The organism is Martelella mediterranea DSM 17316 (genome assembly GCF_002043005.1).
In the GTDB taxonomy this organism is placed as follows: Bacteria; Pseudomonadota; Alphaproteobacteria; order Rhizobiales; family Rhizobiaceae; genus Martelella; species Martelella mediterranea.
Genome location: NZ_CP020330.1, coordinates 4009666 through 4021430 on the forward strand (window position 1 = coordinate 4009666; position 11765 = coordinate 4021430).

General features: G+C 61.7%; 10 protein-coding genes, 1 tRNA gene and 1 pseudogene. 3 read left to right on the forward strand and 9 right to left on the reverse strand.

All coding sequences use genetic code 11. The annotated features are described in order from the left end of the window. Positions 1 to 8 precede the first annotated feature (8 nt). From Mame_RS18675 to Mame_RS18695, 5 genes are read right to left on the reverse strand one after another with little or no spacing between them, the layout of a single operon-like run. On the reverse strand, positions 9 to 755 hold the full coding sequence (locus tag Mame_RS18675; RefSeq protein ID WP_018066673.1) for an SDR family NAD(P)-dependent oxidoreductase: 747 nt from the start codon (positions 753 to 755) through the stop codon (positions 9 to 11). Continuing rightward, positions 745 to 1746, reverse strand: a complete 1002-nt coding sequence (locus Mame_RS18680) for an acyl-CoA dehydrogenase family protein (protein ID WP_018066672.1) — start codon at positions 1744 to 1746, stop codon at positions 745 to 747. Before Mame_RS18680 ends, Mame_RS18675 begins: the two co-directional genes overlap by 11 nt. A gap of 3 nt (positions 1747 to 1749) precedes the next feature. Then, complete coding sequence (locus tag Mame_RS18685; protein WP_079920930.1) at positions 1750 to 2943, reverse strand: acyl-CoA dehydrogenase family protein; 1194 nt, start codon at positions 2941 to 2943, stop codon at positions 1750 to 1752. Next, a complete protein-coding gene (locus Mame_RS18690) occupies positions 2940 to 5090 on the reverse strand; it encodes an acetate--CoA ligase family protein (protein WP_018066670.1) in 2151 nt (716 codons plus the stop codon). Before Mame_RS18690 ends, Mame_RS18685 begins: the two co-directional genes overlap by 4 nt. 1 nt (position 5091) lies before the next feature. Continuing rightward, a complete protein-coding gene (locus tag Mame_RS18695) occupies positions 5092 to 5865 on the reverse strand; it encodes an enoyl-CoA hydratase/isomerase family protein (RefSeq protein ID WP_033410869.1) in 774 nt (257 codons plus the stop codon). 181 nt (positions 5866 to 6046) lie between these two features. On the opposite strand from Mame_RS18695, the gene Mame_RS18700 reads away from it, so the two are divergent. Continuing rightward, entirely contained in the window at positions 6047 to 7021 is a 975-nt protein-coding gene (locus Mame_RS18700) for a Bug family tripartite tricarboxylate transporter substrate binding protein (RefSeq protein WP_026173803.1), read from the forward strand. A 67-nt stretch (positions 7022 to 7088) separates the two neighbouring features. Here Mame_RS18700 and Mame_RS18705 read toward each other — a convergent pair whose 3' ends face one another. After that, positions 7089 to 7709 (reverse strand): TetR/AcrR family transcriptional regulator, encoded by a 621-nt coding sequence (locus tag Mame_RS18705; protein ID WP_018066667.1) that lies wholly within the window; start codon positions 7707 to 7709, stop codon positions 7089 to 7091. A 55-nt stretch (positions 7710 to 7764) separates the two neighbouring features. Further along, complete coding sequence (locus Mame_RS18710; protein WP_026173802.1) at positions 7765 to 8697, reverse strand: LysR family transcriptional regulator; 933 nt, start codon at positions 8695 to 8697, stop codon at positions 7765 to 7767. A 107-nt stretch (positions 8698 to 8804) separates the two neighbouring features. Between Mame_RS18710 and Mame_RS18715 the strand changes: the two genes are divergently transcribed. Then, positions 8805 to 9875 (forward strand): LLM class flavin-dependent oxidoreductase, encoded by a 1071-nt coding sequence (locus tag Mame_RS18715; protein WP_018066665.1) that lies wholly within the window; start codon positions 8805 to 8807, stop codon positions 9873 to 9875. Positions 9876 to 9879: 4 nt separating this feature from the next. Beyond that, complete coding sequence (locus tag Mame_RS18720) at positions 9880 to 10686, forward strand: flavin reductase family protein (RefSeq protein ID WP_018066664.1); 807 nt, start codon at positions 9880 to 9882, stop codon at positions 10684 to 10686. A 307-nt stretch (positions 10687 to 10993) separates the two neighbouring features. Here Mame_RS18720 and Mame_RS18730 read toward each other — a convergent pair. After that, a pseudogene (locus Mame_RS18730) lies at positions 10994 to 11397 on the reverse strand (DDE-type integrase/transposase/recombinase); the annotation flags it as partial. A 236-nt stretch (positions 11398 to 11633) separates the two neighbouring features. After that, positions 11634 to 11708 (reverse strand) — tRNA-Gln (locus tag Mame_RS18735). Between the last annotated feature and the right edge of the window lie 57 nt (positions 11709 to 11765).

The following is an 11765-nucleotide window of genomic DNA, read 5'->3' on the forward strand; positions in this document are numbered from 1 at the left end:
CCCTGGCCTTAGTTGATCGCGATGCCGATGCCGCCATCGGCGGACAGGACCTGGCCGGTGATGAAGTCGCTTTCGGGGCCGAGAAGATATCCGATCGCCCGCGCGATATCGTCGACCGTCCCCAAGCGGCCCAGCGGCGTATCGGAAATGCGTTTTGCGTCGCGTTCGGCGGATCTGTGCCTTGCCGTACCTTCAGTGGGCACGGCCGAGGGCGCAACGGCGTTGACGCGGATGTTCTGCGGCCCGAGTTCGACGGCCGCTGCCCTGGTGAGCCCCATGACGCCCGCCTTAATGCCGCTATAGACCAGCGACCGCGGCGCCGAGCGAAAACCCGCGGCGGAGGCGACATTGACGATCGTGCCGCCGTTTGCCATTGCGCGGGCGGCGGCCTGTATGCCCCAGACCACGCCGGAGAAGCCTATCTGCAGCATGCGATCCAGCGTTTCGGGCGCAATATCCGGAATAGTCTGATAGCGAACCCAGGCGGCGTTGTTCACCAGACCATTCAGTTGCCCCGTCTTTTCCACCACGGCTGTTATTGCCGCCTCGACGCCCTCGCGGGTCGAGACATTTTCCACCACGGGAAAGGCCTCGCCGCCGGCGGCGAGAATTGCCTCGACCGCCTCATTTGCGAATTCCTCCTTGAGGTCGTTCACGCCCACGATCCAGCCGCGCTTAGCCATGAGCCGGGCGGTCGCCTTGCCGATTCCGTGACCTGCGCCGGTAATGAGTAGAGATTTTCTGTCAGGCTGCATCGGCTATCTCCGCATACCAGGGATTTGCTGTGCCGGCGATGATGGCATCACCGAGTTGGTCCAGCTCCAAAGCCGCCCCGCCATAACGGGCCTGAGCGCGCATCTGGCGCAAATGGCGGTGCAACGGTACTTCCCATGTAAAGCCCATCCCGCCAAAGACCTGAATTGCGCTTTCAGCAATGGCAGGCCCGCTCTGCGCCGAGCAAAGCCACGCAGCGTTGCGCGCCATTTCAACATCGTCGTCCCGGACCGACTGCGCTCGGATGATCGCATTGCGCATCGTCTCGAGGACAAGGGCATCGCGGGACAATCGATGGCGCAACGCTTGGTTTGCCGACAACAGCTTGCCGAACTGCTCGCGATCCTGGGCGTAGTCCGACGCCATTTTCAGGCAATTGGCCGCCGCGCCGTGAATGAAGGCGGCGCGCAGCATCCGTGCGTCCGAACGGAGTTTTTCAACGGTTGCGAGATCGAGCTCCACGCCCTTGAAGGCTCCGGAAACGTGGATCTCCGCTTCCGGCACGTCGATGTCGAAGGAATGCGTCTCGACCGCTCGAACCGCATTGGCGATCGGCGCGAGAACGGCAGTTCCATCAGCACTGAAGATGAGCACATGCTCTGCCTGGCAGCCCATTGGCGCGCCGCCGAGGTCCGCCCCGGCATCGGTTCCAAGCCAGGCGATCGTGGCAACGGTTTCGCCGGAGCAGATGCGTGCCGCAAGTTCGGCATCGGTATCCGCCAGCGCCTTTGACAGCAGCAAGGTTTCGATCAGCGGATAGGCTAGGCACCCTTCGCCGGCCGCGCGGAGAATGGGCGCGGCGAACCTGGTGGACAACCCCAGTCCGCCGACATCTTCCGGTGCGATGACGCCGAGAAGTCCGGCTTCCGCGAGCAGCTTTCCACGCTCGGCCGCGGATGGCGCCTGGGCGCAGCTCTCGATGACGGTTCTGGCGGTGTCCTCAAACTCCTGGGGATCGAGATCATCGAACATGGCCTACGCTGCCTTCTTCAGATTCAGAATACGTTTTGCGATAATGTCGAGCTGAATTTCAGTCGTTCCCGCATAGATGGTCTCGGCGCGGCTGCTGAGATAGATGCCTTCCATCCGCGCGCGAAGATCCTTCAGCGCCTGGTTCGCGCCGGGGGGAAAGCGGGAGACGATTTCATAGGCGATCTGGGCGAAGCGCTGATGGGATTCGGACCAGTACAGCTTTGGAAAACTGCCGCGCGGGCCTATCTGCTGACCTGCCAGGAGATCGTCGACGAGCGTTTCCACATGCCCCTTGATAAGCTCGACTTCCACCCGGCACTGCGCCAGTTCCCGGCGATAGCCCTTCATGATCGCAAAGGCGGCATTGTCGCTGCGGCAGGCCGCAATCAGGTGGTCCAGCTCGCTTTCAAAGCGCCAGGCCCGATACATGCGGTTGGTGGCCCGTTCGATGGACAGGACGCGCGATGCCGCCGCCCAGCCCTCGTCCGGTGCGCCGAGCATTTCGGCTTCATCGACGATGACGTCGTTGAAAAAGACCTCGCAAAACGAGCGGTCCCCGTCGATCGACTGGATTTCGCGCACGGTGATGCCGGGGCTGGACATCGGCACGGCGAAGAGAACCAGGCCCTTGTGCCTGTCTTCGCGTGCGCCGGTGCGAGCCAGGAGCATGCAGCGACTGGACTTCGAAGCGCCGCTGGTCCAGATTTTCTGCCCGTTGATCCGCCAGCCATCGGCGGTCCGCTCTGCCTTGGTTCGCAACGCGGCCAGGTCGGATCCGGCGCCCGGCTCCGAGAAGCCCTGGCACCATATGTTCTCCATCGAGAGGATCGCCGGCAGATAGGTGCTCTTCTGACGTTCGTTGCCGACGGCCATGATGATCGGTCCGGCGAGTTCCTTGCCGATCGAATTGATTGCGTTCGGCATCGGCGCGCGGCCGATCTCGCGGTTGGCTTCGAGATGCTCCCGCAATGTCAGCCCATGGCCGCCATATTCCTTCGGCCAGGTGATGCCGGCGAGGCCGGCCCGATGCTGAGCCGCCTCGAACCGGATCTTCTCCTCCAGGCTTGCCGGTTGATCCAGGCATCTGTCGGTGCGCAGCCGATCATTCAGGTTTTGCTTCAGCCACTGATAGGCCTGCGCGGCATAGGCGCCGGTCTGGCCGGGCGTTCCTGCCTCCAACGGCGAGACTGATGTCATCCTGCGTTCTCCTGTGGATCGCCATGTCTGGGAATGATCAGCGCATCGAGCGCAATGGCTCCCTGGCCCTCGGGGCGCGCGATCAGTGGATTGATATCGATTTCGGCGACATCGGCAGCGTGGCGGGCGGCAAAGCGGGAGAGGGCCGCTATGGCCGCCGTCACCGCGCCGATATCGGCAGGCGCTCGGCCGCGGGCGCCGTTGAGAAGCGGAAACGCCTTGAGCTCGCGCAGCATCTCGCCCGCCTCTTCTTCGGTCACCGGCGCCATCCGCAATGCGGTATCCTGAAAGATCTCGGCGAAGACGCCGCCCAGTCCGACCATTACCACGGGGCCGAAAATCGGGTCGGTCGTGGTTCCGAGGATCAACTCCGTGCCGCGGCCGGCCATGGGGGAGATAAGGACGCCGTCAATTTCGGCCCGCGGCGCGTGCGTTGCCGCCGAGGCCATAATGCGATCAAAGGCGGCGGCGACATCCCGCGCGCCGGAGATGTCGAGCTCGACACCGCCGATATCGCTCTTGTGCTGGATATCCGGCGACAGGATCTTCAACGCGACCGGCCCGCCAATCTTCTCGACGGCGAGAACGGCCTCCTCAGTGTTTGTCGCAATGATCTCGGCGGCGAAGGGCAGGCCCGCAGCGCCCAGCGCGGCCTTGGCCGTGGCCTCATTGCGCCAGGAGCGCGCACCGAGAGGCTGTCGCTCGATGGCCTCGGCAACCGCGTTCCCGCCGCCCGCCCGCGTTTTTTCCAATCTGGCAAGCGCCGCCATGCCGGCCATCGCCGCGTCGATCGTCGGGAAGCAGGCTATGCCCAGGCCGCTCAGTTGCCGTATGGCGTCCTTCGGCCCCGCCACGCAGGCCACGAGCACCTTGTCCGGATGGCGCCTGGCCGCATTGGCGAGCCCATCCATGAAGACAGATCGCAGGCGGGGAACTTCCATCCCCAGCGCCAGCATGATGCAGACCGCATTGTTGGCGGAGTCGCCGAGCGCCGCGTCGACAAGCGCCTCGAGCACATCGGGATTGGCCGACATCTGGGCCGTCGCATCGACGGGATTGACTGCCGATGCCAGCGGCAGGATCTTGTTGATCCGGGCCTGGGTTTGCGCGGTCAGCGGATTGATTGCCACGCCGTGGGCCGCGGCCGCGTCGGCCATCATCACGCCGAAGCCGCCGGAAGCGGCAATGACGGCGGCGGATGGCGTTGCGTCACCCCCAAAGCTGCGTGTTCCAAGGGCCTCGATGGCCGCGCCGACCTGAACCAGTTCTTCCAGCGAGCGGACCCTGACGGCGCCGTGGCGGGCAAAAACGGCATCGAAAACGCGATCGCTTCCGGCCAGTCCCCCGGTATGCGAGAGCGCCGCCTTCTGCCCCGCTTCCGATGTGCCGATCTTCAGGGCGACCACCGGCTTTTTCGCCTGTCTGGCGAGGGCGAGCGCCGCCGTCAGCCGGCTCGCATCGCGACAGGTTTCAAGGCAGCAAAGGATCACCTTGGTATCGGGATCGCCGGCCAGCCAGGCAATCGCATCCCCGGCCTGAATATCCGCTTCGTTGCCGGTGGCGACGAAGCGGGCGATTCCCGCCCCGCAATCTCCGAGCATCCGCATCGCCGCGCTGCCGATATTCCCGCTTTGGGAGACGATGGAAACCCCACCTTCGAGCGGCATCGCCTTTTCAAGCGCAACGGAGAAGGTTCCGATCGCGCGCTCCCTGACGCTCACCGCCCCCAGGCAGTTCGGACCCAGTATGCGCATACCGGTTCGCGCGGCCAGGGCCGTGACGGCGCGTTGCAATTGCCGGCCGTCCGGCCCGCTTTCGGCAAAGCCGGCGCTGAGAACGATGGCCGCGCCCACGCCGCGACTGGAGGCCTTTTCAAGAACCTCCAAAGCCGCAGCGCCTGGAACGGCGACGAGGATGAGGTCCGGCGTTGCCGGCAAATCATCGATCGACGGAAAGGCGGGCAGTCCCTGTATCGCGTCCGCCTTGGGATTGACGGGATAGATCGCGCCGTCATAGCCGTGCTTTTGAAGCAGAAAGACCGGTCGTCCGCCCGTCTTCGTCGGGTCCGACGAGGCACCGATGACGGCAATCGAGCGGGGCTTGAACAAGGCGTCGAAGCCCTGCGCTGCAAATTTGTGACTGTCCATGTCAGCGCCCCTTGAACACGGGCGGCCGCTTTTCCAGAAACGCGCGCCGCGCCTCCTGGGCATCCTCCGTCTTGGAAAGCGCCATCGTGTAGTTCTGCTCCAGGCGATAGGCATCGCGCTGCGGCATGTTCTCGACCATATTCGCCGCCTCTTTGGCATAGGTGATCGCCAGCGGCGCCTTGGCGGCAATTTCCTGCGCCACCGCCATGGCGGTCGGCACGAGGTCCTGCGCCGTCGTCACCTCCTCGATAACAGAGCGCGCCTTGAGTTCCGCCGCGCTCAGACGCACACCGGTATAGAACATACGCCGCGTCGTCGACCTGCCGAAGAGCGAATGCAACATGGACGCCCCCCCGGCCAGACCGACATTGATTTCCGGCATGCCAAACACCGCCTCTTCGGAGGCATAATAGATGTCGCAGGAGGCCATCAGGCCGAGACCTGCTCCGAGCGCGGCGCCATTGACCGCCGCGATCACGGGCTTGCGGCATTCCCTGATCGCGTTGCCCGTCTCACGGGTCACGCGGTTGTGCTCAAGAAAGTCACCGGGCTTTTCCGGATCCGGACGATCGGTCAAATCTGCGCCGGCGCAGAAATGCTTACCGGCGCCGGTCAGGACCGCGGCGCGAATGTCGTCGCGCTGGGAAATCTCGTCGAAGACCGAAATGATTTCGTATCTCGTGTTGCGATTGAGCGCGTTCACAGGCGGTCGGCGCAGCGTCACGAGCGCGACCATGCCCTGGAGTTCCACGATGACGTTGTCTTTACTTTGCACTGTGTCCTCCCACCGCAAGCAGACTGACCGTCCGGTCAGGTGCTCGGAAGATAGCCATGTCTTATGAGTTCTGCAACGGGGTTTTTGAAATTTTTACCCTTGACCGGCCGATCGGTCAGTGCCTAACCTTGCACCGCTACGGACGCGCCGTATGCATCAGCTTTGGGAGGAGCCAGAAGAAATGGTACCAATTTTCAGACGCACTGTGCTTGCTGCTGCCGGAATGGCGGCTCTCATGTTTTCCGCGACGGGCGTGTCGGCACAGTCCGGCGACCCAATCCACCTGGTCGTCCCCTATGGCGGCGGCGGACTGATCGACGGCCTCGTCCGCCAGATCGCGGATTCAATGTCGGCTGAACTCGGCCAGCCTGTCGTCGTCGACAACAAGCCCGGCGCCAACGGCATTGTCGGCGCAAGCTACGCGGCTGCGGCAAAACCCGACGGGCTGACCTATCTGGTTGGAGCGACAGGCCCGGTCTCGCTCAATGTGATGCTGCGCGAAAACCTGCCATTCAGCATGGACTCCTTCGAGCCGGTCGGCACGATGATGAATGGTCCGCTTACAATCACCGTCCCTGCCGCTTTGGAGATCGACACGATCGACGAACTGAAGGAATATGCCGTCGATACGGGCAAGCCGCTGCGCTATGCAACGCTCGGTCCCGGCAGCGTCACGCATCTCTTCGGCATGGTGCTGCAGGATCAACTCGGCGTGCCCATGGTCGATGTCGCCTACCGCAACAACCCGGCGGCGATTGTCGATCTGCTTGGCGGACAGAACGACCTGAACTTTTCCACCCCGATCTCGCTGATCAAGCAGGAAGAGGCCGGCGAAGTGAAGATTCTGGCCGTCTCGACGCCCGAGCGGATGGCCCAGTTCCCCGATCTGCCGACGACCACCGAACTCGGCTATCCATCGCTGGTCTCGTCGTTCTGGTTTGGGCTTCTGGCGCCCGCCGGCACGCCGCAGGCGGATATCGACAGGGTCAGCGCGGCCTTGCAGAAAGCCATGGGCGACCAAGGGCTTCAGGAAAAGATGGTCAATGCCGGCATGACCCCCGAAGTCGGCGGCGCCGATGCCATGAAGGCGCAACTCGACAGTGACGTCGCATTCTGGGGCACGGTTATCGACAAGAACAACATCAAACTCAAATAGGCCTGACGCTCCGCGTCCGTTCGAACCAACCCCTGCGGCCCCGGCCGCGGGGTTTTTCGAGCCCGGGTTATTTCTGTTTCTTCGCGATGCCGGAAAGCAATATGTCGGCATATTGATCGGCGATTTCCTCGGCGCTCAGTTCCTTGTCCGGGTCATACCAGCGATGCATCCAGTTGATGCCCGACAGAATCAGGCGCCCGGCGCTCGCCGGATCGATATCGTTGAATTCGCCGGATGCCACGCCTTCGCGAATGATATCCCTGAGGCTGTTTTCGAACTGCCGACGACGGGCAATCCGCAAGTTGGCGAGCCGCTGGTCGGGATCGGACCAGAAGGCATTGCTGGCCGCGATCCAGGCCGAACGATGTTCGGAGAAGAATTTCGCCGCCGACACCATGAAAGCGCGCAGTTTCTCCGCCGCCGTACCGTCGGCCGGAATCCTCGCATTCACGAAGGCATTCAGGTGCTGCGTGGCGGAAAAGGCGATTCTCGCATAGATATCGTCCTTGCTGCTGAAATGATGATAGAGCAGCGCCTTCGATACTCCGGCGGCATTGGAGATATCGCGCATGGAGGTCGCGTCGTAGCCTTTTTCGGCAAACAGCCTGGCACCCGTATCGAGTATGTCTCGAACCCGCTGGCTCGGCGTTTCCTCCGCCATTTCGCCAGCATTTGCCTGTTCACCCATAAAACTGTCCCCTTAGTATCCGTCGCCGGCACTGTGTCTTCTACTGAACGGTCGGTCAAGCCATCGCCGGCTTCCGATCCTTTGCGCGCAGCGCATCACTCCAGCGAGCGACCACGAAGTCGATGTAAAGCCGAAGCTTGGCGGGCAGGAACGGGGTTTCCAGATAGGTCACGAAGATGCCTTCCTCAAACGTGGCATTGGTCACCCGGACATCCGGCAGCAGTTGCACGAGAGCGCCGGACGCCAGATCCTCGGCGACGGTGTAGTCGTCGAGAAGGGCAATGCCCTTGCCTTGCCTGGCCATCTGCAGAAGGACGAGACCGTTATTGCTGCTGAATGTCCGGGGGACCGGCAGTTCGAGTTCGCGATCCGCATGGCGAAAACGCCAGAAGACGCGTTCATGGCTCAGCCAGTAGGTCATGCAGCAATGCGCCATAAGGTCTTCTGGCCGGGTCACCGCGGGATGACGTTCGACATAATCGGGGGATGCCACCAGGATTCGCTGACTGAGAAAAAGCCGCCTTCTCACCAGTCCGCTTTCCGCGGGAGGCGCAATTCTGAAGTCGAGATCAAACCCGTCTTCGCGCAGGCGCACGGAACTCTCCGACAGATGCAGGTCCACAACGAGATCGGGATAGAGGTCATGGAAAGCAGGCTGAAGCCTGGCGAGAACCGATATGCCGAACATGGTCCTGGAATGAACGCGAAGAAGACCCTCGATCTTGTCCTGCCGGGCTGAGGCGGCGGTATCCGCGGCCTTGACGCTGGCCAGGATGTTCCGGGCATCCAGCAGATAGGCCTCTCCGCACTCGGTGAGGCTCAGCGCGCGGGTCGATCTATGGATGAGAGATACGCCGATGTCGCCCTCCAGATCGTTGATATGGCGGGAGACGCTGGCCGGAGACAGACCGTAGAGCCGTCCCGCCGCCGAGAAGCTTCCGCTTTCCGCCGTGGCCACGAACAATTCCATTGCACGCAATTTGTCCATGATTGTCTTTTCAAAATTCGAAAAACTGAACTCATAATTTTTCTTATTATCGCGAAAATTGCAATGCAATAACATGATGGATGAAGTTATTTTCGGAGGAGAAACCCATGGATTTCGGCGCTTTTATTCTCGCGCAGCAGCGCGGCTACCATCAGAATTCACATGATGTGATCGCCAATTCGGTCGAACAGACGGTCAAGGCCGAGCAGGCCGGCTTTTCAAACGCCTGGTATGCTGAACATCATTTCAACAATTATTCGCTCTCGCCCTCGCCGCTGATGATGGTTGCGCATTGCGCCGGCCTCACCAGCACCATCCGGCTTGGCTCGGCCGTCTGTATTCTGCCGCTTTATCACGCGCCGCGTTTTCTGGCGGAAGTCGGCTTTGTCGACTCGATCTCGAACGGGCGGCTCGAATTGGGGATCGGCTCCGGCTACCAGCAGTTCGAGTTCGAGCGGTTCGGAACCAGCCTCGAGGATTCCGGCAGGATTTTCGAGGAATATCTCGACGTCATTCCCAAGGCGTTGAAGCAGAAGATTTTCGAACACCACAGCGAGTATCTCGATATTCCCCCGAGCTCGATCGCCGTTCGCCCGGTTCAGTCCCCGATGCCGCCAATCTGGGTGACCACCGGCAACCCGAAATTGCGCGAACGCGCCTTCCGCGAAGGCTACAACCTCTTTGTGACCGCGCTTCTGAACGGCAAGGATGGCGTCCATCGCCTGCGTGGCCAGTTGGACGAGGCAATCGCCAATTCGGGCTCCGACGGCAGTCGGACGCGCATCGGCTTCCTGCGTTGCGCCTATGCCAGCGACAATCGCGCCGAGATCGATTCCTATCTCGAAAACGCCCGCTTCCAGCGTCGCCTTTCGTTCAGCCTGAAGGAACGCCGTCAGCAGACCGACGACGGGTATCTGATGAAGGAAGTCCCGACCGAGGGCGAGCCGACCATCGACGATCTGCGCGCTAATTTGCCGGTCGGCAGCGTCAATCAGGTGATCGACAGCCTGTTGGCGGAAATCGAGATCCTGAAGCCGGATCATATTGCGCTCCAGACGCAACTTGGCGATTTCGACCAGAAAACCATGTTGAAGCAGATGGACCTGTGGGGCGAGAAGATCATCCCCGCAATCCAGAAGGAAGTCGGGGCCGGGCCCTACAGGGAAGCGGCGGAGTGAACCGATGCGGATCATTCTTTCCACCGGCGCACTTCCGCGACTGGAAGATCCGGGCGATTTCAAGCGTTTCGCCGTCGCCCTGGAAACGCGGCTGACGGCCGACCTCAAGGCAGCGGTCGCGCCCGTTGCCGATCTCGATGTCGACGGCGCCCATATCTGGGTGCGCCCGGATGCGATCCGGGCGCTTTCCCCTCTGGCGGGTCAGGCTGAATGGGAAGCGGGTTTTTCGGAAATGATGCGCTTTGCCGCAAAGCATGGCTGGATTGATGATCAGGGGCGTATCCGCGCGCATATCGAAACCTTCGAAGGCCAGCCGGCCGTCGACGCCGATGTCTTCCGCCGGGCCATGCGCCGCTTCGCATCCGGCGTCTGCCTGGTCGCGGCCGGCGAAGACGAGGAGCGTCGCGGCCTCACCGTTTCGGCCTTTTCCTCGGTATCGGCGGATCCGCCGATGGTGCTGGTCTGCATCAACCGCTCGACCTCGGCGCATCGGAAACTGACTGGCAGCAGCTATTTCAGCGTCAATATTCTCGGCGCCGGCCAGCAGGAAATCGCGATGCTTTTTGCGGGCCAACGGGGCCTGCAGGGCGCCGCGCGGTTTGACGAAACCTGGAACAGTCATCGGTTGGGCGCACCGGTTCTTGCCAGCGCGCTCTATTCGATCGTCTGCGCCAGCGAGGCCAATCATGTCGCGGGTTCGCACACCATCATGATCGGCCGGGTCGTGGATGCGACGACCAACCGGCACGATGGCGGCCCCGCCCTGATCAATTATGACGGGGCCATGGGCCATAGTATCCGGGCGGCATAAGCTGTCCTCCCCGACCGGGCGGGCGGGGAGACCGGTCCGCCCGTTTTTTTTATTTCGGCGGATGCTTTTCCACTGGTAGGCCGATGGCCGACGGACGCACGCGTGACCGTTTCGCTTTTGTCTGCATCCCACGCAGAGAGCAAGTGTGCGCTGATTCAAGGGCAGCATTCTCGCTCTCATCAAATCTGGACCGGCACGGCCATACATGGCTCGCTTCAGAGACTTCAGACGGTTAATCTGCCCCTTGTATTGCTGGTGGCGTCGCCTTAACCGAACTTGAGACGTGACAGTCCCTTCGGCCTGCATTTCACGCATGGATCGGCAAGACAATTTCCCGCCAGGTCGAGATGGCGTGTGCGCGAAGCTGGCGGTGTTCGGTTGCGGTCAACTCTTTGCGGTGAAGAAGAAACAGATTGGCGATCTGGACGTGAGTTGAGACGAAGCGTTGACATTGTCGCGCCGACTTGAAGCGCATCATTCGCCGCTCTCGGCTCCGTAGTGGCAGATGCGAATTCTCAGTCAGGTTGTTCAATCCCTTGTTCGAGCGATGTTCGACGCCCGGCATCGGCTCTGCCTTCGCGGCCGAATAGGAACGCAGCTTGTCGGTTACCATCACGCGCGGGGCGGTCCCTTGGCCCTGAGCAGTTTTCTCACCAGACGAAACGCTGCTGCCTTGCTCATTCGGTCTTGCAGCGGGGCATCGAAGAGGTACGCTCTTGGTTTCCGCTCCTTCAAGAGAACGTGGCAGGAGCCGAGCTCCGATTCAGGTCTCCACATGACAGAATCCCGATTTTCATTGGAATCTGATCCAATAGAGTCACAAGCATCTGACTTAAATGGATTTTTAAAGAAAATTCGCGGGTTCTGAAAAATCTCTTGACTCGGGGGTGCACGAAAAACGGCCATTTCGTGCACTCTTATGCTTCATAGGCATCAGGAGATCAAGTTGGCTGGGGTGGCTGGATTCGAACCAGCGCATGCCGATACCAAAAACCGGTGCCTTACCGCTTGGCTACACCCCAGCAAGGGCCCGCGGGCCGGGGCCGGCGGTGCGCACAGCCTCTTAGCAAAGCTCGCGC